Source organism: Pseudomonas sp. F-14 TE3482, from assembly GCF_053629455.1.
This window is the reverse complement of record NZ_JBRJII010000001.1, coordinates 4,142,096-4,162,311: the sequence shown is the minus strand read 5'-3', so window position 1 is coordinate 4,162,311 and position 20,216 is coordinate 4,142,096. Positions and strand designations below refer to the sequence as shown.

The following is a 20,216-nucleotide window of genomic DNA, read 5'->3' as shown; positions in this document are numbered from 1 at the left end:
GCTCGCTCCCACAGGAAGCCCGCCAGACTGTTTATCGTCCGGCAAAACGCAACCGCGACAACATGCGCAGATCACCCTCACGGTAATAGTCATCGGTCCAGCTGTCATCCGGCGCCAACGGTCGGACCTGCTTGAGCGCCAGTTTTTTTGCGAAGTAGCGGAACCGGTAATGCTCGTAAAAGCGCAGCAGTTCCAGCCCGTAACGATCGGCCAGGTCGGTGTCGCCACGGATGATCAGGTAGTTCTCGTCATTGCCGTTACTGGCCGCCTCACTCAGGTTGTGGCTGCCGCTGATGATCGTCGGTGCGTCGCTGGTGAAGTCGACGACGATGGCTTTGGTGTGCACCAGCAGTCTGCCCTTCTGGCCTTTCATGTTTTCCTTGAGCCAGCCTTCCAGGCCGGTATTGAGCAGCGCGGTGGCGGCAAATTGAGCGGTGCGATCCGCGTGGAAACCGGTGATGCTGCTAACGGTGTTTTGCAGGCCGTAACGCAAGATGTCGTCGTGGGGCAGGCCGAGCAAGGCGTTGAGCACTTCGTCCGGCAAGGCGAACGCGGTGACAAACAGCAGGTCTTTTTTGGCGGCGTTGATGATGTCGACGAACTCACGCAAGTCGCCCTGGCCCGAGCGCGGTGAGAAGCCGGCGAACAGTGCCTGCTCCGGCTGCATCGGATTGTTTTCCGTGAGCCATTCCCGTGTGGCGCCGACATCCGTCGGGTCGGCCCAGACCTGCTCGAAGGTTTGCAGATAACTGGCGCCGATCCGGGCGTCGTCCAGCACATGCACCACGTTGGCCTGACGATAAACACCGTTGGGAGTGAAGTTGGTGCTGCCACAGAGCACCGCTTCGGGCTGATGCTGCCCCGCTGCGTCGAGCCGGCTCAGGACCATGAACTTGTTGTGGAATATGTTATGCGTGACTCGCCCGCGCTTGTTCGCCGCCGGGATTTTTTCCAGGCTGGCTTCGTTCATCGCCGTGGTGTCTTCGTCCGGTTGGGCGTGGTACAGGACCCGAACCTTTACGCCGCGCTCAAACGCAGCGTTCACCGCATCGACGATCACCTTCAGCTGGTACTCATAGATCGCGATGTCCAGCGCCCACCGGCCATCCTCGGCCCGTTCGATGAACCCCAGCAAGCGTGTGAGCAGACCGTTTTCCAACCATTGCCGCGGAGCGTCGGGCCATTCTTCGATGGGGAGTTTCTTGTTGGCGCTGAGCAGCGCATCGAGGTCGGCGAATTTGCGCTGAAAGGCCTGACTCGCGGCCACCGCCCGGTTGAAGATGACGCTCTGGCCCGCTGGAAGGCCATTGTCGGTGGTGAGCGTCACTTCCAGAAACTCACCCAGCTGCGGCGCATCGGCGGTGCCGTAGGCCAAGTGAACCCGATAATGAATCGTCACGCCCGGATTGACCGCGTAATCGGCCCAGCGAAATTTCTGCAATGGCGCGGTATCGCTGGGGGTGGCGTGAAACTGGGGGAACGTATGAGCCTTGCCGGGGAAGGTCAGGCTGTTGAATAAGAACAGCCAGGGTTTGCTGCCTTGCTGTTTTTCGATGGCGAAACCCAGCAGGCCTTTGCGGCGGGGTTCGGCCAGGTCGATCGCCAGCAACACGCCGTTGGTGCCAGCGTAGGCTTTGACGCGGAAATCGTCCTGATCGTTGCGGGCTAGAACGCGCATGGGTCACTCCTGTGATTGTCTTGCTTACAGAGCATAGGGTAGCGATGCGGACTAACCGCAATTATCCGATTCCGAGGTGATGCCTTCGCGAGCACTATCAACACCAAACTCAACCTGAAATCAGCTCATCGATATGTCGATAATCAACCTGCAACTGCGTCGCCAACACCTTTGCCCGACCAAGATGAATCGGCCCGCGCTCGATGTCGATCAGCAGCCCTGGACACTCCAGCGCCGGCAACGCTGACCATTCCTTCACCCGTCCATCCGTCACCAGCAACAGCCTTTGCTGTTCAGCGGGAAAACGTTTTTGCCGAGCCGCCAACCAGCGCCCTGCCTCGCCCAACGCCGCCAGCATCGGCGTACCGCCGCCGGCCCCGAGCCCGTCGAGCCAGTCGCGCAAGCCAGCGGAGGCTTTCAACCCTTGCACTTGCCACTTCGGCATATGACCGCTGGCGGTCAGCAACGCCAGCCGCGCGCGCTGCCGATAGGCATCGTCGAACAGTTGCGCCAGCAAGCCTTTGGCATCGCTCAACGCTTGATGACGTCGGGTCGAGGCCGAGGCATCGACGATCACCAGCCATAATTCATGAGGGCTGCGGGTGCGCAGGTGAAACAGCACATCGTCGCGTTGACGCGGTCGGCCGTTGAGCAAGGTGCCGGGCCAATTGATCGATCCGCTCAGGGCCGCGTGACGTTTGCCCTGTTTACCGTGATCCAGCCGTCCTGCGCGGGGTCTGGCATTCGCCCCCGCGTCCGATCGAGGGCGAATGCCTAGGGCTTTTTTGGCCAGCTCGGCACTTCACGTCGAGCGCCGACCGGCAGCGCCTGGGCGGGCATTTCGCCCCACTGGCCCTGACCTTCGCTCGGGTTGGCGTTCTGATTGGAAGGTGGCTGCGCTGCGGGTGATTGGTGCGGCGCTGGTGGCGAGTGTTCGCGACGACGATGGCGCAAGGCAAACTCGGCGACCGCGTCGATATCTTCTTCGCCAATGGCATTCGCTCCGCGCCAGGCGGCATGAGCCCGAGCTGCACGTAGCCAGACCAGATCGGCCCGCAGGCCATCGACGCCGGCAGCAAAGCAGCGCTCGGTTATCTGCGCCAGCGCGGCATCGTCGAGGGGAATGTTCGCCAGTGCCGAGCGCGCCTTTTGGCAGCGCTCGCGCAGTGCGTGTTGCTGGCTTTCCCACTCGGCGCAGAACCCTTGCGGGTCGCTGTCGAAATCCAGTCGACGACGGATGATCTGACCGCGCTCGACGGGTGCGGTGTGGCCACTGAGGGCGACATTCAAACCAAAGCGGTCGAGCAATTGCGGACGCAGCTCGCCCTCTTCCGGGTTCATGGTGCCGATCAGCACAAACTTCGCCGAATGCCGATGGGAAATCCCGTCGCGCTCGATCAGGTTGGTGCCGCTGGCGGCCACATCGAGCAGCAGGTCCACGAGGTGATCGGGCAGCAGATTGACTTCATCGACATACAACACGCCGCCGTCGGCCTTGGCCAGTACGCCGGGGGAAAACTGTGCGCGACCTTCGCTCAAGGCCGCGTCGAGATCGAGGGTGCCCACCAATCGTTCTTCGGTGGCGCCCAGAGGCAAGGTGACGAATTGACCGCTGGCCAACAGGTCCGCCAAGCCTCGGGCCAGGGTCGATTTGGCCATGCCGCGCGGACCCTCGATCAGCACGCCACCGATTTTAGGGTCGATGGCGGTCAGGTATAGCGCGAGCTTCAAGTCATCGGCGCCGACCACGGCGGAGAGCGGGAAATGGGGGGTGTCGGTCATTTTCAAATCTCAGTCATGGTCGGTGGCAGGCACACCTTGGACCTGTGGGAGCGTGGCTTGCCCGCGAAGGCGTCCGCTCAGTCGAAATCAATGTTGATTGTGAGGGCCTCTTCGCGGGCAAGCCACGCTCCCACAGGTTAGCGATGCCACAGATTTAGCCGTCTTCTTCTATATCCAGCAACAAATTCTCCAGCGCCTCGCGGTACTCGCCCGGTTCTTTCCACAGCCCCCGCTGCTGCGCTTCGAGCATGCGTTCGGTCATGTCACGCAAGGCATGGGGATTGTGTTCGCGGACAAAGTCCCGGGTTGCCGGATCGAGCAAATAGGCGTCCGCCAGCAACGCATATTGGTGGTCGTCGATCAGCTGCGTGGTGGCGTCGAACGCAAACAGGTTATCGACCGTCGCCGCCAGTTCGAACGCGCCTTTATAGCCATGACGCTTGACCCCGTCGATCCATTTCGGATTGGCTGCCCGGGAACGAATCACCCGGTTAAGCTCTTCCTTCAACGTGCGGATCTTCGGCAAATCCGGCTGACTGTGGTCGCCATGGTAACTGGCCGCCGCTTCACCGCTGAGGCTTTCGACGGCTGCCAGCATGCCTCCCTGGAACTGGTAATAGTCGTTGGAATCGAGCAAGTCGTGTTCACGGTTGTCCTGGTTTTGCAGCACCGCCTGCACCTGGCTCAAACGCTGGGCGAACTGTTCGCGGGCGACGGTGCCTTCGTCAGAGCCGCCGTAAGCGTAGCCGCCCCAGTTCAGGTAAACCTGGGCCAAATCTTCACGGCTTTGCCACAAACGACCGTCGATGGCGCCCTGCACGCCTGCTCCGTAAGCACCCGGTTTGGCCCCGAAGATGCGCCAGCCGGCTTGCCGCCGCGCAGCGTCTTCATCCAGACCGGACTCCAGCAACGCTTGCCGCTCGGCGCGGACCTTGGCCGCCAACGGGTTGAGATCGTCCGGCTCATCCAGTGCGGCGACCGCTTGCACGGCGGCGTCGAACAGCCGGATCAGGTTGGCAAAGGCATCGCGGAAAAATCCGGAGACGCGCAAGGTCACGTCCACCCGTGGACGGTCCAGCAAACTCAACGGCAGAATCTCGAAATCGTCGACCCGCTGGCTGCCAGTCGCCCAGACCGGACGCACGCCCATCAGCGCCATGGCCTGGGCGATGTCATCGCCGCCGGTGCGCATGGTCGCGGTGCCCCAAACCGACAGACCGAGCTGACGCAGGTGATCGCCGTGGTCCTGCAAGTGCCGCTCAAGAATCAGGTTCGCGGACTGGAAACCGATGCGCCACGCGGTGGTGGTCGGCAGGTTGCGCACATCCACCGAATAGAAATTGCGCCCGGTAGGCAGCACGTCCAGACGGCCGCGACTCGGCGCGCCGCTAGGCCCGGCCGGGACGAATCGACCACTGAGGGCATCCAGCAGGCCGCGCATTTCCGCTGGGCCGCAGGCGTCCAGACGCGGGGCAACGACTTCGCGCAGGCTGTTGATGATCGCACTCACTTCCGACCAATCACCCTCCTGTGGGAACGGGCCTTTGTGGCGAGGGAGCTTGCTCCCGTTGGACTGCGCAGCAGTCCCATTTTTTGGGGCCGCTTCGCGACCCAACGGGAGCAAGCTCCCTCGCCACAGTGGCTCGCTCCCACCGGGGCCGGGCATGGCTTGAGGATGGTTCAGTAGCTCGGCCTCGGGACTCAAAGTCTGTTCAATCACCTGCGCGGCGAACAACTCCAGACGTTCACGGGTATCCCCCGCCGTACGCCACAGTTCATCGCTGACCGACAGCAATGCCTCCGGTCGAGGGCCGCTCCAGGGCTCGGCCAAAACGCAATCCAGCGGATCGAAGCCCAACGCAAACGCCTTGGCCAGCGCCCGCAACAAACTCGATTGCGCCCCACGGCCATCGCCGCGCGGAATCCGCAGCAAGGCCAATAAGGTGTCGATGCGCAACCGCCCCACTGGCGACTCGCCAAACACGTGCAGACCATCGCGGATCTGCGACTCCTTCAAGTCGCACAGGTACGTGTCCAGGCGCGGTAACCAGATCGCCGCATCGGCATCGCTGTCGAGTTTCTCGTCCAGTTGCAGTTCACGGTCGATGTGCGTGTCGCGCACCAATTGCAGAATGTCGCGCTGCAGTTCCCGGGCGCGGCGCGGATCGAGCAATTGCGCTTCGTAATATTCGTCGGCCAACAATTCGAGATTGCGCAGCGGACCGTAGGTTTCGGCGCGGGTCAGCGGCGGCATCAGGTGATCGATGATCACAGCCTGCGTACGGCGTTTGGCCTGGGCGCCCTCGCCCGGGTCATTGACGATAAACGGATAGATGTTCGGCAGCGGCCCGAGCAAGGCGTCCGGCCAGCAGTTTTCCGACAGCCCGACGCCTTTGCCCGGCAGCCATTCGAGGTTGCCGTGCTTGCCCACATGGATCACGCCGTGAGCGCCGTAGGTGTTGCGCAACCAGAAGTAGAACGCCAGATAACCGTGAGGCGGCACCAGGTCGGGGTCGTGATAGACCGCGCTCGGGTCAACCTGATAACCCCGGGCCGGTTGAATGCCAACAAAGGTCAGGCCGAAGCGCAGACCAGCAATCATCATTCGCCCGCCACGGAACATCGGATCGTTTTCGGCCGAGCCCCAACGCTCCAGCACCGCCTGACGATTGGCCTCGGGCAGCGCGTTGAACATCAGGTTGTAGTCGTCCAGCGCGAGGCTTTGATGACAGGGACGCTGATCGAGGGTGTCGAGGTCGTTGCTGACGCCGCCGAGCAATTGCTGGATCAGCGCGGTGCCGGTGCCTGGCAATTCAGCCGGCAGCGGATAACCTTCAGCGTGCAGCGCTCGGAGGATGTTCAACGCCGCAGCCGGAGTATCGAGGCCGACGCCGTTGCCGATACGCCCATCGCGAGTCGGGTAGTTGGCGAGGATCAGGGCGATGCGTTTTTCGCCGTTGGGCACCCGCGCCAGATCGATCCAGCGCCGGGCCAGTTCGGCGACAAAATCCATGCGCTCAGGTTGCGGCCGGTAGCAGACCACGTCTGACTGACTGCGCTCGCTGCGCCAGGCCAGGTCCTTGAAACTGATCGGCCGGCTGATGATCCGCCCGTCCAGCTCCGGCAGTGCGATGTGCATCGCCAGGTCGCGGGGACCGAGGCCTTGTTCGCTGGCGCGCCAACCGGGTTCATTGTCCTGGGCGCAGATCGCTTGAATCACTGGAATGTTGCGGCGAAACGGCCGCAGGTGCGGCGCTTCGGGGCTGGACTGGGCGAAACCGGTGGTGTTGAGAATCACCCCCGCCTCGACTTCATCCAGCATGTCCTCAACCACCGTCAGGCAGCCGGGCTCTTTCAAACTGGCCAGTGCAATCGGTAACGGGTTCAACCCCGCTGCCTGCAGACGCTGGCAGAAAATATCGATGAAACCGGTGTTCGCCGCCTGCAAATGCGAGCGGTAAAACAGCACCGCCGCCACCGGCTGACCAGCTTGCCAGTCGGCTTGCCAATCGCTCAGCTCAGCGGGGCTTTTGTGCGGATGGTAAATCGCCGTGCGTGGCAGGGTTTGCGGCTCGGACCATGAGTAGTCGCGATCCAGCCAGCGATTGGCGAGGCAGCGAAACAGGTCGAGTGCGTTGGCCATGCCGCCCTGACGCAGGAAGTGCCAGAGCCGGTCGCGGTCTTGCGCGGTTACGGTGCTCAGGTCACTGAGTTCCGGGTCCGGGCGATCGTCCCCCGGCACCAGAATCAGCTGCACACCGCGCTCGGACAATTCCACAAGCCGCTCAATGCCGTAACGCCAATAGGCGATGCCGCCGTGCAGCGAGATCAGAATCACCTTGGCGTGGCGCAGCACTTCGTCGACGTAGAGATCGACCGAGGCGTGATTCTGCACCTGCATCGGATTGGCCAGGCGCAGGCTCGGGTAATCGTCGGGCAACTGCTGCGCCGCTTCGGCTAGCAATGCCAGGCTGGAATCGCCGCTGCACAGGATCACCAGCTCGGCGGGGGTTTGTCCAAGGTCGGCAATGTTGTCATCCGACACGAAACCGCCGGGCTGAGTCCTGAGCAGGTGCATGGTTTAAACGCTGAGCGCAGCGCGCAATTGCGCTTCGAGTGCAGTGGCGTCCAGATCCTGACCGATCAACACCAGACGGGTGGTGCGCGCTTCTTCAGCGCCCCACTGACGGTCGAAGTGCTTGTCGAAACGCGTGCCCACACCCTGGATCAGCAGGCGCATCGACTTGTTCGGTACCGCCGCGAAACCTTTGACCCGCAGGATGCCGTGCTGGACCACCAGTTGCGTCAGCGCGTCCATCAGCAGGCTTTCGTCGGCTTGTGGCAGCTCGATGGAGATGGAATCGAACGCGTCATGGTCATGATCGTGATCGTCTTCGCCTTCATGGTGATGATCGTGATGGCTGTGGCGGCTGTCGATGTGTTCTTCGGAGCCGGCACCGAGGCCGATCAGCACGTCCAGTGGCAGACGACCGCTGCTGGCCTCGATGACTTTCACCGCTGGCGGCAGTTCTTCGGCGACTTCCAGGCGCACGCGGGCCAGGTCTGCGGCGCTGATCAGGTCGGCCTTGTTGAGGATCACCAGATCGGCGCTGGCCAGTTGGTCGGCGAACAGCTCATGCAGCGGCGATTCGTGGTCCAGGTTCGGGTCGAGTTTGCGCTGGGCATCCACTTGATCCGGGAACGCAGCGAAGGTGCCAGCAGCGACGGCCGGGCTGTCGACCACGGTGATCACCGCGTCAACGGTGCAGGCGCTGCGGATTTCTGGCCACTGGAAGGCTTGAACCAAAGGTTTTGGCAGGGCCAGACCCGAAGTTTCGATCAGAATGTGGTCGAGGTCGCCGCGACGAGCGACCAGTTCGCGCATCACCGGGAAGAATTCTTCCTGAACCGTGCAGCACAGGCAGCCGTTGGCCAGTTCGTAGACGCGGCCGTTGGCTTCTTCTTCGGTACAACCGATCGAGCACTGCTTAAGGATTTCGCCGTCGATGCCCAGCTCGCCGAACTCGTTGACGATCACCGCGATGCGACGGCCCTGGGCGTTGTCGAGCATGTGGCGCAGCAAGGTGGTTTTGCCCGAGCCGAGGAAGCCGGTAACGATGGTGACAGGGAGTTTGGCCAGTGTTTTCATCGGATGCCCTTTGGCAAGGTGGCGGGCATACGGGACGACAATCGCAGCGGCGGATGCACGCGCGCAAGAGTTCCGCCACCGGATCACCCCGCCCGGTTGTAGTGAGAATCTGTATCGAGGCAGGTCTCCTGGCTGACGGTGTGCCGGGCGAGTCAGCCTGGCATTCGCTGCGCCTTCCCGCGAACCTGATGGATCAGGGCTTGCAGTGGCGTGGCAGCGAACATCACCGTTCACAGTTGCGGGGGCAGCCGCGGCATCGACCGCGTTCCCTTCTTAGCTTCGGCAGACGCCGAAGAACCTCGAAAGCGCAAGGCTACGCATCGTGTGGGGGCGGGTCAATGTCCTATAGGAGAATGTGATCACCTGTGGGGGTTTGCCTGTGGCGAGGGAGCTTGCTCCCGTTCGAGCGCGAAGCGGTCACAATCAGATACATGCGGTCTGCCTGTAGATATGCAGTGCATGGTTTTACGACTGCTTCGCAGCCGAGCGGGAGCAAGCTCCCTCGCCACAGGTATTTGGTGTCAGTTGAGAACCCTTGCCAATTGACGCCCAACCCCCGCCCATGCTCTCCTACACGCCTTGTTACGGGTGCCCTTCACAGGGTGAAACGGGAAACCGGTGAATCATGTGCTTTACTCTAAAGCCATGTCAGTCCGGTGCTGCCCCCGCAACGGTAAGCGAGTGAAGCGTCAAATCCACTGTGCCCGTCATACGGCATGGGAAGGTGATGCTTGCAGGTTTGGGCACAAGCCCTGCCCCTCGCGAGCCCGGAGACCGGCCCGCAACACAAAGTGACTTTTACGTTCACTGAATAACAAACCCGCGGTGGGCGGGCGCTGTTCGAAATCTCTGCCTGCCCCGGCGTACGGAGGTTTTCATGCGCTCTATTCACCCGCTGACAGACCAGAGGGAAGCGCCATGTCGATCATCAGCAGCACCGCCAGCAACACCGATAAAAAGAGCACGATCAGCACCACCACTACCCTGAGCCAACGCCTGACCGCCGCTTTTTGTGCGTCGATTCTTGGCGCCAGCCTTGTGTATTTCGCCGGTTTCTCGCACATCGAAGCGGTACACAACGCCGCGCACGATACCCGTCACAGCGCCGCATTCCCGTGCCATTGAGACCTGCTGACATGATCAAGCGTATTGCGCAAACCGCAGGTTTCACCGGGCTGCTGGCCGCCCTGCTGCTGACCCTGCTGCAAAGCTTCTGGGTGGCTCCGCTGATTCTGCAGGCCGAGACCTACGAAAAATCCGAGCCGGCCGCGGTTGAAATCCACGAGCACGCCGCGGGAGCTGTCACCGCTCACACCCACGATGCCGAAGCCTGGGAGCCGGAAGACGGCTGGCAGCGCGTGCTGTCGACCACCGGCGGCAATCTGGTGGTGGCGGTGGGTTTCGCCCTGATGCTCGCGGGCCTCTACACCTTGCGCGCTCCACGCCGTACCTCTCAGGGCCTGCTCTGGGGTCTGGCCGGTTACGCGACGTTCGTGCTGGCGCCCACCCTCGGCCTGCCACCTGAGCTGCCGGGCACTGCCGCGGCGGATCTGGCGCAACGGCAGATTTGGTGGATTGGCACCGCCGCGTCCACAGCAGTCGGCATCGCGCTGATCGCATTCAGCCGCCACTGGCTGATGAAGATCCTTGGTGTGGCGATCCTGGCCGTGCCTCATGTGATTGGCGCGCCTCAACCGGAAGTCCATTCGATGCTCGCGCCGCAAGCCCTGGAAGCGCAGTTCAAAATCGCTTCGCAGCTGACCAACATGGCGTTCTGGCTGGCCCTGGGCCTGATCAGCGCCTGGTTGTTCCGCCGCAAAAGCGATGGCCAATACTCCGCATGACTGACGTCAGCGCAGCGCCGACCCTGGTGGTCGGCCTGGGCTGCCAGCGCGGCTGCCCCGTCAGCACGCTGCGGGCGCTGCTTGATCAAGCGTTACAGGCCCATCAAATCGAGCTCCGTGAGATCAAGGCCTTGGCCAGCATTGACCTGAAGCGCGAAGAACCCGCCCTGATCGAACTGGCCGAACAGCTGGCATTGCCGTTGATGTATTTCAGCAGCGAACAATTGGCCGGTTATGAACCGCAACTCAGCCACCACTCGGACATCGCGTTCGAACGCACCGGCTGTTACGGCGTAGCGGAAAGTGCCGCGCTGGCACTGGCCGAACAATTGGCTCAAGCACCGGCAAAGCTGCTGATTCCACGACAAAAATACGCCCAGGCCACCCTCGCATTGGCCAGCGCCGCGTAAAATCCCCGATAATCCCCGCCTTCGATCATGAGCAATCTTCATCTGAAGCGTGCCCATACCCTTTTTCTGACAGGAAACGACGATGACCGTCTACTTCATTGGCGCAGGCCCCGGCGACCCGGAACTGATCACCGTCAAAGGCCAGCGGCTGATTCGTAGCTGCCCGGTCATCATCTATGCAGGCTCCCTGGTGCCCGCCGCTGTACTGGACGGCCACCGCGCCGAACAGGTGGTCAACAGCGCCGAATTGCACCTGGAACAGATCATCGAGCTGATCAAGACCGCCCATGCCAACGGCCAGGACGTAGCCCGGGTGCACTCCGGCGATCCGAGCCTGTACGGGGCGATTGGCGAGCAGATTCGCTACCTGCGTGAACTCGACATCCCTTTCGAAATCATTCCCGGCGTCACCGCCACCGCCGCCTGCGCGGCGCTTTTGGGTGCTGAACTGACCCTGCCGGACGTGTCACAAAGCGTGATTCTGACCCGCTACGCCGACAAGACCGCGATGCCCGCCGGTGAAGAACTGGGCAGTCTGGCGCAGCATGGGGCGACCATGGCGATCCACTTGGGGGTTAATCATCTGGAGAAAATCCTTGCTGAATTGCTGCCGCACTACGGCGCCGATTGCCCGATTGCGGTGATTCATCGGGCAACCTGGCCGGATCAGGATTGGGTGGTGGGGACGCTGGCGGATATTGCCGGGAAGGTTCAAGCCAAGGGATTTCGCCGGACGGCGCTGATTCTGGTGGGCCGGGTGTTGGGCAGCGATCACTTCAGTGAATCATCGTTGTATCGCGCGGGGCATGCGCATTTGTACAGGCCCTGAAGCACTTGTGGCGAGGGAGCTTGCTCCCGCTGGACCGCGCAGCGGTCCCAATATCAACCAACGCATTCATCACGGAAAAATGCATCGGCTGGTTTGCGACTGCTTCGCAGTCGAGCGGGAGCAAGCTCCCTCGCCACAGCACCGTTTTTTTATGTCGCAGCGAACACCTTAGTAGTAGGCGTTTTCTTTCTGCGTATGGTCGGTCACGTCACGAACGCCCTTGAGCTCAGGAATACGCTCAAGCAAGGTGCGCTCGATGCCTTCCTTCAAGGTGACGTCTGCCTGGCCGCAGCCTTGGCAACCGCCGCCGAACTTCAGCACGGCGATGCCGTCTTCGACCACATCGATCAGGCTGACCTGACCGCCGTGGCTGGCCAGCCCCGGGTTGATCTCGGTTTGCAGGTAATAGTTGATGCGCTCGTTGACCGGGCTGTCGGCGTTGACCATCGGTACCTTGGCGTTTGGCGCCTTGATGGTCAGTTGGCCGCCCATGCGGTCGGTGGCGTAGTCAACTACCGCATCGTCCAGGAAGGCTTCGCTGAAGTGATCGATGTACGCGGTGAAGCTTTTGAGCCCCAGCGCGGTGTCTTCGGGTTTTTCTTCGCCCGGCTTGCAGTAGGCAATGCAGGTTTCGGCGTACTGGGTGCCAGGCTGGGTGATAAAGACGCGGATGCCGATACCCGGGGTGTTCTGCTTGGAGAGCAGATCAGCCAGATAATCGTGGGCGGCGTCGGTAATGGTAATAGCGGTCATGGAAACTCCTCGCAGGCTTGGACGCAGTTTACGCCAATCATCGCGCCGGACAAAGTCCTAGTATTTTTGTCGGGAAAGCGCAGCTGATCCAATGTGGGAGCGCAGGCACCTCGTGCATCAAAGATTCTCGTAGCGGTTCATGTCCAGCACGCCCTCTTCCACCGGGTCGGTGTCGTGGATGTAGCGGCTCAGGTCATGAAAATATTGCCAGAACTGTGGATGGCTGCGGCGAATGCCCCAGCGTTCGACGATTTTCTCGAAACTGGCAGCGTCCTTCGCGGTTTCCATCGCATCAACGAAAGCGGGCACTTGGCCGGCCGGAATGTTGAACATGAAGTTCGGGTAGCTGCTGAGTACACCCGGATAAATCGTCAACGTATCGAGCCCCGGCTGATAGCGCCGCGACTCCCCCAGCAGGAACGCCACGTTGCTGTGGGCCCGGTTGCGCAGCAGGCTGTAGATCTCGCGCTTGCCGCTTTGGCTCTCGATACGCAGCATCGTGGCTTCCGGCAAGTGATCGATGACCTTCATCCCCGCCGCCGGACGCGAAGTCAGGCGGCTCAGGGCCTGCTCGGCGTTCTGCAATGCCGGGTCGATGTTCGGTCGCGAGCAGTAGGCATTGTCGCAGCGGTTGATCGGGTCGGGATTGGCATTGAGCTCGCCGTACCGGGCCAGCAATTGCAGGGCGAAATCGCGTTTCGGGTCCTTCTCGTCCAGCGTCAGTGCCGTGGGTTTGTCGTTGTCGATGTACTCGTAATCCAGCCACATCTTGAGCTGGCCGCCGTTCTGATACCAATCGTCGAGGTAGCCGTCCCGTGAATCGGCCGGCATCAAGCGCAGGAAGTTCTGCTCGGCACCATTGCGAATCAGGTCGAAGTACAGCCGGGTTTGGGCCTGATGGGATACGTTGCCAAATACATCGAAGTTGACTGCCAACTGGTAATACGTGCGTTCCAGCAACGGGTAATCGAACAGCCAGATGGTTTGCGGAACGTCACCGATCAGGCCTTTGTTCACCGAGGCGCTGTCGAAATGCCGGAAGATGCTCAGCAGCGCGTTGTCATTGCCGGCCCACAGGGTCGACCAGCTCGGTGCCGGCAGGTCGGCGTAGCTGTCCCGGCGCAAGGCTTCGTACTCGTTGCGTTTGTCACGGTAGTCGCGCCACAGGCTCAGGACACTGCCGACGTCATCGTTCTGCCCTGGCATCGCCAGCAACGGCGTGGCCTGGCCGCGATAATTCGGGTCGGTGATATAGAGGTCATGCTCCGGGGCCTGGAACAATGCCCAAAAGTTGTCGCGAATCACGTCGGTGGCGATCTGGCCGCGGCAGACCGGACCACGAATAAAGGTGCGCACAAAGTATTCGGCATTATCGAGCATGAACTGGTAACGCGCCTGAGCCGGGATGGCCTCAAAGGTCGTGAACGGATTGGCCCGTCGTTCCGGCCCATAGCCCGGCAGCGCGTTGACCTGCCAGTTGCCGCTGTAGAACAGGCTTTTGATCCGCGCCATCTTCGCCGCGCTGAGCGGATAGGTGATGTGGGTCTTGTGCACGATCACGCCTTGCACCGGCCATAAACGGTAATAGACCTGAGTGCCCGGATCGTCATTCGGGCGGCGAGTGTTGATCAAATCAATGGACTGCCCCGTCGGTGTGCGCGAACGTACCCACTGAAAGAAATGCCCCGGCTCGCCGTCCTTGAAATAGAGGTGCGCCAAAAACCAGTGCTCGAACAACCAGCGTCCCACCAGGCTTTCCCGGGCACCCGGGGCGTTGAGCAAGTTTTCCCAATGCACCACCTGCAAGGCTTCCCTGGCGCTGGGCACCAGGCCCTGTTCATCAATCGGCGCGCCGGAGGCCAACCAGCGTTGCAATGTCTGGTATTGCTGATCAGTCAGGCCGGTGACCGCCAGCGGCATGCCTTCTTTGGGGTGAGAGCTGGCATAGCCGTCGAACTCCGCCGGCATGGCGCACATGTTCTCCCGGTTCAGGCCCAGGACGATGTCTTCCGGCAACCTGGCGTTGGGTTGCAACGGGGTTTTGTGGCCCAGTTCGAGCATCCGCGCCATCAGCGCCGCCTGGCTGCCTTGGGCGTCGAGCACAGAATAAAAGCCTTTTTGCTGCCAGGCGCGTTTGCCAAAGGCGTCATAAAACAGCCGGGTCGGCGCTGCGGCCTGTCTGCGTTCGCCATCATAAACGGGCGCCTTGGTTGCACCTCGGGCCGCCCCTTCACCACTACCCAGATTGAGCTGACAGGCGGAGTCGTAGCAGGCATGGCAGGCCACGCACTTTTCAGTGAAGGTCGGTTGAATGTCGCGGGTGTAGGAAATGTCCGGACCTTGCGCAGCGGCGCCCCCGCTTAAAAACAGCATCAATAGGCTGGTGACGACGCGATACGACATATCCCTGGTCCTGATCATGAGAAAACGCCGCGATTCTACCGGTCTGGCCTGCGCACCAACATGAACGATATTCATGCAAAACCCGCACATGCTCCAAAAGCGCACAGGTTTGTTATCATTCCGGCCCTTCGTCATGGCCTTACCGAGTAGTCCAAATGTCCGATCGCAGCGTTCGCCTTCAAGCTCTCAAGCACGCCCTCAAAGAGCGCATCCTGATTCTCGATGGCGGCATGGGTACGATGATCCAGAGCTACAAGCTCGAGGAGCAGGATTACCGTGGCAAACGCTTCGCCGACTGGCCGAGCGATGTCAAAGGCAACAACGACTTGTTGGTGCTGACACGTCCTGACGTGATTGGCGGCATCGAGAAGGCCTATCTGGACGCCGGCGCCGACATTCTGGAAACCAACACCTTCAACGCCACCCGGATTTCCATGGCCGATTACGGCATGGAAGAACTCGCCTACGAATTGAACGTAGAAGGCGCTCGCCTGGCCCGCAAGATTGCCGATGCGAAAACTCTCGAGAACCCGGACAAGCCGCGTTTCGTCGCTGGCGTGCTCGGCCCGACCAGCCGCACCTGCTCGCTGTCGCCCGACGTGAACAACCCTGGCTACCGCAACGTGACCTTCGATGAGCTGGTGGAGAACTACACCGAAGCCACCAAAGGCCTGATCGAAGGCGGCGCCGACCTGATCCTGATCGAAACCATCTTCGATACCCTCAACGCCAAAGCGGCGATCTTCGCCGTGCAAGGCGTGTTCGAAGAACTGGGCGTCGAGTTGCCGATCATGATCTCCGGCACCATCACCGATGCCTCCGGCCGCACACTGTCCGGCCAGACCACCGAAGCGTTCTGGAACTCCGTGGCCCACGCCAAACCGATTTCGGTCGGCCTGAACTGCGCCCTCGGGGCCAGCGAGTTGCGCCCGTACCTGGAAGAACTGTCGAACAAGGCCAACACCCACGTTTCCGCGCACCCGAACGCCGGTCTGCCGAACGAATTCGGCGAGTACGACGAACTGCCGGCAGAAACCGCCAAAGTCATCGAAGAGTTCGCCCAAAGCGGCTTCCTGAACATCGTCGGCGGCTGCTGCGGCACCACGCCGGGGCACATTGAAGCCATCGCCAAAGCGGTGGCCGGCTATGCGCCGCGCGAGATTCCGGACATTCCCAAGGCTTGCCGCCTGTCGGGCCTGGAACCGTTCACCATTGATCGCAGCTCGTTGTTCGTCAACGTCGGCGAGCGGACCAACATCACCGGTTCCGCCAAGTTCGCCCGTCTGATCCGTGAAGACAACTACACCGAAGCCCTGGAAGTCGCCCTGCAACAGGTCGAAGCCGGCGCCCAGGTGATCGACATCAACATGGACGAAGGGATGCTCGATTCGAAGAAGGCCATGGTGACCTTCCTCAATCTGATTGCCGGTGAACCGGACATCTCCCGCGTCCCGATCATGATCGACTCCTCCAAATGGGAAGTGATCGAAGCCGGCCTCAAGTGCATCCAGGGCAAGGGCATCGTCAACTCGATCAGCATGAAAGAAGGCGTCGAGCAGTTCATTCATCACGCCAAACTGTGCAAACGCTACGGCGCCGCGGTGGTGGTGATGGCCTTCGACGAAGCTGGCCAGGCCGACACCGAAGCGCGCAAGAAAGAAATCTGCAAACGCTCCTACGACATTCTGGTCAACGACGTCGGCTTCCCGCCGGAAGACATCATCTTCGACCCGAACATCTTCGCCGTGGCCACCGGTATCGAAGAACACAACAACTACGCTGTGGACTTCATCAACGCCTGCGCCTACATCCGCGACGAACTGCCGTACGCCCTGACTTCCGGCGGCGTGTCGAACGTGTCGTTCTCGTTCCGTGGCAACAACCCGGTGCGCGAGGCAATTCACTCGGTGTTCCTGCTGTATGCGATCCGTAATGGCCTGACCATGGGTATCGTCAACGCCGGCCAACTGGAGATCTACGACCAGATCCCAGCCGAGCTGCGCGATGCCGTCGAAGACGTGATCCTCAACCGCACCCCGGAAGGCACCGACGCCCTCCTCGCCATCGCCGACAAGTACAAGGGCGACGGCAGCGTCAAGGAAGCCGAGACCGAAGAGTGGCGCAACTGGGACGTCAACAAGCGTCTGGAGCATGCGCTGGTCAAGGGCATCACCACCCACATCGTGGAAGACACCGAAGAGTCGCGTCAGTCCTTCGCCCGCCCGATCGAAGTGATCGAAGGCCCGCTGATGTCCGGGATGAACATCGTCGGCGACCTGTTCGGTGCCGGTAAAATGTTCTTGCCGCAGGTGGTGAAGTCCGCCCGCGTGATGAAGCAGGCCGTGGCCCACTTGATTCCGTTCATCGAGCTGGAAAAAGGTGACAAGCCGGAAGCCAAGGGCAAGATCCTGATGGCCACGGTCAAGGGCGACGTACACGACATCGGCAAGAACATCGTCGGCGTGGTGCTGGGCTGTAACGGCTATGACATCGTCGACCTTGGCGTGATGGTACCGGCAGAAAAGATCCTGCAAGTCGCCAAAGAACAGAAATGCGACATCATCGGCCTGTCCGGCTTGATCACGCCCTCACTGGACGAGATGGTTCACGTGGCCCGCGAGATGCAGCGTCAGGACTTCCATTTGCCGCTGATGATCGGTGGCGCGACCACGTCCAAGGCGCATACGGCGGTGAAGATCGAGCCCAAGTACAGTAACGACGCGGTGATCTACGTCACCGACGCCTCCCGCGCTGTGGGCGTGGCGACGCAATTGCTGTCCAAGGAGCTGAAGGCTGGTTTCGTCGAGAAGACTCGCCTGGAATACATCGACGTTCGCGAGCGCACCGCCAACCGCAGCGCCCGCACCGAACGCCTGAGCTACCCGGTGGCCATCGCCAAGAAGCCGCAGTTCGACTGGGGCAGCTACGAACCTGTCAAACCGACGTTCACCGGCGCCAAGGTGCTGGATAACATCGACCTGAAGGTGCTGGCCGAGTACATCGACTGGACACCGTTCTTCATCTCCTGGGACCTGGCCGGCAAGTTTCCGCGCATTCTCAAGGATGAAGTGGTCGGTGAAGCCGCCACCGCGCTGTACGCCGATGCCCGGGAAATGCTTGCCAAACTGATCGACGAAAAGCTGATCAGCGCCCGTGCGGTGTTCGGTTTCTGGCCGGCCAATCAGGTGCGCGACGATGACATCGAAGTCTACGGCGATGACGGCAAGCCATTGGCCAAGCTGCACCACTTGCGTCAGCAGATCATCAAGACCGACGGCAAACCGAACTTCTCCCTGGCCGACTTCGTTGCGCCCAAGGACAGCGGCGTGACCGACTACGTCGGGGGCTTCATCACCACCGCCGGGATCGGCGCCGAAGAAGTGGCCAAGGCCTATCAGGATGCGGGCGACGACTACAACTCGATCATGGTCAAGGCGTTGGCCGACCGCCTGGCCGAGGCCTGTGCCGAGTGGCTGCACCAACAGGTGCGTAAAGATTACTGGGGCTACGCCAAGGACGAGACGCTGGACAACGAGGCGCTGATCAAAGAGCAATACACCGGCATCCGCCCTGCTCCAGGCTACCCGGCCTGCCCGGATCACACCGAGAAAGCCACGCTGTTCAAGCTGCTGGACCCGGAAGCGGAAGAACTCAAAGCCGGCCGCAGCGGCGTGTTCCTCACCGAGCACTACGCCATGTTCCCGGCGGCAGCGGTAAGCGGCTGGTACTTCGCTCACCCGCAGGCGCAGTATTTCGCCGTGGGCAAGATCGACAAGGACCAGGTGCAGAGCTACACCTCGCGCAAGGGTCAGGAATTGAGCGTGACCGAGCGTTGGCTAGCGCCTAACCTGGGTTACGACAACTAACCTCCATCCCCCTGTGGGAGCGTGGCTTGCCCGCGATGAACGATGACACGGTTTCCCTGTGAGACCGCGACGCGTCCATCGCGGGCAAGCCACGCTCCCACAGGTTTCGGGTGTATTGTCTATGCTTACCTCTCATGCATTGGTGACGGGGGATTTATGGACGATCCAGTCGACAACAACAAGCCACCGACCTTCTGGCAGATGCTGCACAGCGTCATGGCGGCGGCGTTCGGGGTGCAGAGCGGGAAAAACCGGGCCCGGGATTTCACCCACGGCAAGCCGAGTCATTTCGTGATGTTGGGGATTCTGTTCACGGCAGTGTTCGCGTTGACGCTGTTTGGCATCGTCAAACTGGTGGTGTACCTGGCGGGTATCTGAAACCGGCTCAGTGCATCAGGGCTTGCAAGCTGAACGGGTAGCGATACGACGTCGGCCGCCCCTTGGCCGAGAGTTTCTGGAAATCCACGCCATAATCCTGAGTCGCGCTCAACGCCAGCAACCGCTTGGCTTGCGCGTGATTGATCAGCTGCAACAACGGAATCTGCCGGTCGCGCCCGCCGTACTGACTGACATCCACCCCCAGGTCGTAGTCATGCAGTTGCACCAGGGCCCAACCACCCAGAGTGAAATGCCCGCCCATCAGCACACTCAACCGCCCTTCCAACAGCGCCTGTAACGCAGTCGGTGAATTGTTGACGGCGCTGAACAGCGCGTCCTTGCCGGGTTGGCCGCCCGTTTCGGCGTAGGCCTGCATGGCACCAAAGGCCATTTCATCGTTGGCCGACCAGACCAGCGACGTTTGCGGGTAACGCTTGAACAATAACCTGGCCTGTTCATAGGCGCGCTCGCGGGTTCAGCCGCCATAGACCAACTGGCGCAACCGCACTTCAGGGTGTTCGGCCAATGCCCGCATCATGCCCTTCTCACGCTGTTGCGCGGCTGGCGTGATCTTCAGGCCGGAGAAGGCCACGAGATCAATGACCTGACCGGGCGCGACCGGGCGATGCAGGCGAATCAGCTCCTTGAGCATCAAGTAGCCGCCCTCCTCATTGTTGGGCACCAGGCTGCCCAACCAGTCGGGATACTTCTGCGGCTGGGCGCCGAGCAAGCGCATCTGGTCTGCGGTCAGGCCGTTGTTGACCAAAAACAGCTTCACACCGCTGCCTTGAGCCAGGCGCAGGATTTCGGGCGCAACGTACAGTTCGTTGACGAACACCAGATAATCCGGTCGAGTCGGCCCTTGCAGGGCTTCGCGGGCTTGCTTGAGTGTGGTTTCAGTGTTTCGCTCGGAATACTGGATGCGCAAATCCATGCCCAGGTTCTTGGCTGCGGCCTGCATGAACTGCGAATAACTGACCCAGAAGACCTCTTGGGTGGTTCCCGGATTGAGGAACAATACAGACGCCGCCTGAGCACAGGGTCCCAGGACCGTACCAAGCGCCAGCACTACACCACAGAAGAACTTCAACATTAATCGTCCGAGCCCCCGAAAATCCGCTGCG

13 protein-coding genes, 1 pseudogene and 2 riboswitches are annotated in these 20,216 nt (G+C 61.3%); of the genes and pseudogenes, 6 read left to right on the top strand and 8 right to left on the bottom strand.

Annotation, left to right across the window (positions count from 1 at the left end; translation table 11 throughout):
- Positions 1–31: 31 nt before the first annotated feature.
- The 5 genes from AB7M26_RS18880 to cobW all read right to left on the bottom strand — a co-directional run bounded on the left by AB7M26_RS18880 (position 32) and on the right by cobW (position 8,609).
- A complete protein-coding gene (locus tag AB7M26_RS18880; protein WP_429385741.1) occupies positions 32–1,678 on the bottom strand; it encodes a phospholipase D-like domain-containing protein in 1,647 nt (548 codons plus the stop codon).
- Between the two features lie 109 nt (positions 1,679–1,787).
- Positions 1,788–2,333, bottom strand: a complete 546-nt coding sequence (locus AB7M26_RS18875; RefSeq protein WP_123495022.1) for a vWA domain-containing protein — start codon at positions 2,331–2,333, stop codon at positions 1,788–1,790.
- Positions 2,334–2,452: 119 nt separating this feature from the next.
- Positions 2,453–3,460, bottom strand: coding sequence for an ATP-binding protein (locus AB7M26_RS18870; RefSeq protein WP_123495023.1), 1,008 nt, complete (start codon positions 3,458–3,460; stop codon positions 2,453–2,455).
- Between the two features lie 154 nt (positions 3,461–3,614).
- A complete protein-coding gene (gene cobN, locus AB7M26_RS18865; protein WP_123495024.1) occupies positions 3,615–7,538 on the bottom strand; it encodes a cobaltochelatase subunit CobN in 3,924 nt (1,307 codons plus the stop codon).
- A 3-nt stretch (positions 7,539–7,541) separates the two neighbouring features.
- The gene (gene cobW, locus AB7M26_RS18860) at positions 7,542–8,609 is read right to left on the bottom strand and encodes a cobalamin biosynthesis protein CobW (protein ID WP_429385738.1); all 1,068 of its coding nucleotides are present in this window, start codon (positions 8,607–8,609) and stop codon (positions 7,542–7,544) included.
- Positions 8,610–8,710: 101 nt separating this feature from the next.
- Positions 8,711–8,926, bottom strand: a riboswitch (cobalamin riboswitch).
- Between the two features lie 252 nt (positions 8,927–9,178).
- Positions 9,179–9,406: riboswitch (cobalamin riboswitch) on the top strand.
- A 121-nt stretch (positions 9,407–9,527) separates the two neighbouring features.
- Here cobW and AB7M26_RS18855 point away from each other — a divergent pair.
- The 4 genes from AB7M26_RS18855 to cobM all read left to right on the top strand — a co-directional run bounded on the left by AB7M26_RS18855 (position 9,528) and on the right by cobM (position 11,692).
- Entirely contained in the window at positions 9,528–9,734 is a 207-nt protein-coding gene (locus AB7M26_RS18855) for a CbtB domain-containing protein (protein ID WP_063340162.1), read from the top strand.
- An 11-nt stretch (positions 9,735–9,745) separates the two neighbouring features.
- Positions 9,746–10,453, top strand: a complete 708-nt coding sequence (locus AB7M26_RS18850; RefSeq protein ID WP_123495028.1) for a CbtA family protein — start codon at positions 9,746–9,748, stop codon at positions 10,451–10,453.
- Positions 10,450–10,863, top strand: coding sequence for a cobalamin biosynthesis protein (locus tag AB7M26_RS18845; protein WP_007898224.1), 414 nt, complete (start codon positions 10,450–10,452; stop codon positions 10,861–10,863). The genes AB7M26_RS18850 and AB7M26_RS18845 overlap by 4 nt, the downstream gene beginning before the upstream one ends.
- A gap of 82 nt (positions 10,864–10,945) precedes the next feature.
- Entirely contained in the window at positions 10,946–11,692 is a 747-nt protein-coding gene (gene cobM / locus AB7M26_RS18840) for a precorrin-4 C(11)-methyltransferase (RefSeq protein ID WP_063340164.1), read from the top strand.
- Positions 11,693–11,860: 168 nt separating this feature from the next.
- On the opposite strand, the gene nfuA is transcribed toward cobM, so the two are convergent.
- On the bottom strand, positions 11,861–12,445 hold the full coding sequence (nfuA, locus tag AB7M26_RS18835) for a Fe-S biogenesis protein NfuA (RefSeq protein WP_007941757.1): 585 nt from the start codon (positions 12,443–12,445) through the stop codon (positions 11,861–11,863).
- Between the two features lie 117 nt (positions 12,446–12,562).
- Positions 12,563–14,848: a fatty acid cis/trans isomerase gene (locus AB7M26_RS18830; RefSeq protein WP_454238988.1), complete on the bottom strand. Its 2,286-nt coding sequence runs from the start codon at positions 14,846–14,848 to the stop codon at positions 12,563–12,565.
- 155 nt (positions 14,849–15,003) lie between these two features.
- On the opposite strand from AB7M26_RS18830, the gene metH reads away from it, so the two are divergent.
- Together metH and AB7M26_RS18820 are read left to right on the top strand one after the other, a co-directional pair.
- On the top strand, positions 15,004–18,714 hold the full coding sequence (gene metH, locus AB7M26_RS18825) for a methionine synthase (RefSeq protein WP_123495031.1): 3,711 nt from the start codon (positions 15,004–15,006) through the stop codon (positions 18,712–18,714).
- Between the two features lie 156 nt (positions 18,715–18,870).
- Entirely contained in the window at positions 18,871–19,092 is a 222-nt protein-coding gene (locus AB7M26_RS18820) for a DUF2970 domain-containing protein (RefSeq protein ID WP_123495032.1), read from the top strand.
- Between the two features lie 7 nt (positions 19,093–19,099).
- Here the strand turns inward: AB7M26_RS18820 and AB7M26_RS18815 are convergent.
- A pseudogene (locus AB7M26_RS18815) lies at positions 19,100–20,185 on the bottom strand (ABC transporter substrate-binding protein).
- Positions 20,186–20,216 lie beyond the last annotated feature (31 nt).

Coding starts and splice junctions, on each gene's coding strand:
- AB7M26_RS18880 (WP_429385741.1), bottom strand. CDS start 1,678: ATGCGCGTTCTAGCCCGCAACGATCAGGACGATTTCCGCGTCAAAGCC.
- AB7M26_RS18870 (WP_123495023.1), bottom strand. CDS start 3,460: ATGACCGACACCCCCCATTTCCCGCTCTCCGCCGTGGTCGGCGCCGAT.
- cobN (WP_123495024.1), bottom strand. CDS start 7,538: ATGCACCTGCTCAGGACTCAGCCCGGCGGTTTCGTGTCGGATGACAAC.
- cobW (WP_429385738.1), bottom strand. CDS start 8,609: ATGAAAACACTGGCCAAACTCCCTGTCACCATCGTTACCGGCTTCCTC.
- AB7M26_RS18855 (WP_063340162.1), top strand. CDS start 9,528: ATGTCGATCATCAGCAGCACCGCCAGCAACACCGATAAAAAGAGCACG.
- AB7M26_RS18850 (WP_123495028.1), top strand. CDS start 9,746: ATGATCAAGCGTATTGCGCAAACCGCAGGTTTCACCGGGCTGCTGGCC.
- AB7M26_RS18845 (WP_007898224.1), top strand. CDS start 10,450: ATGACTGACGTCAGCGCAGCGCCGACCCTGGTGGTCGGCCTGGGCTGC.
- cobM (WP_063340164.1), top strand. CDS start 10,946: ATGACCGTCTACTTCATTGGCGCAGGCCCCGGCGACCCGGAACTGATC.
- nfuA (WP_007941757.1), bottom strand. CDS start 12,445: ATGACCGCTATTACCATTACCGACGCCGCCCACGATTATCTGGCTGAT.
- AB7M26_RS18830 (WP_454238988.1), bottom strand. CDS start 14,848: ATGTCGTATCGCGTCGTCACCAGCCTATTGATGCTGTTTTTAAGCGGG.
- metH (WP_123495031.1), top strand. CDS start 15,004: ATGTCCGATCGCAGCGTTCGCCTTCAAGCTCTCAAGCACGCCCTCAAA.
- AB7M26_RS18820 (WP_123495032.1), top strand. CDS start 18,871: ATGGACGATCCAGTCGACAACAACAAGCCACCGACCTTCTGGCAGATG.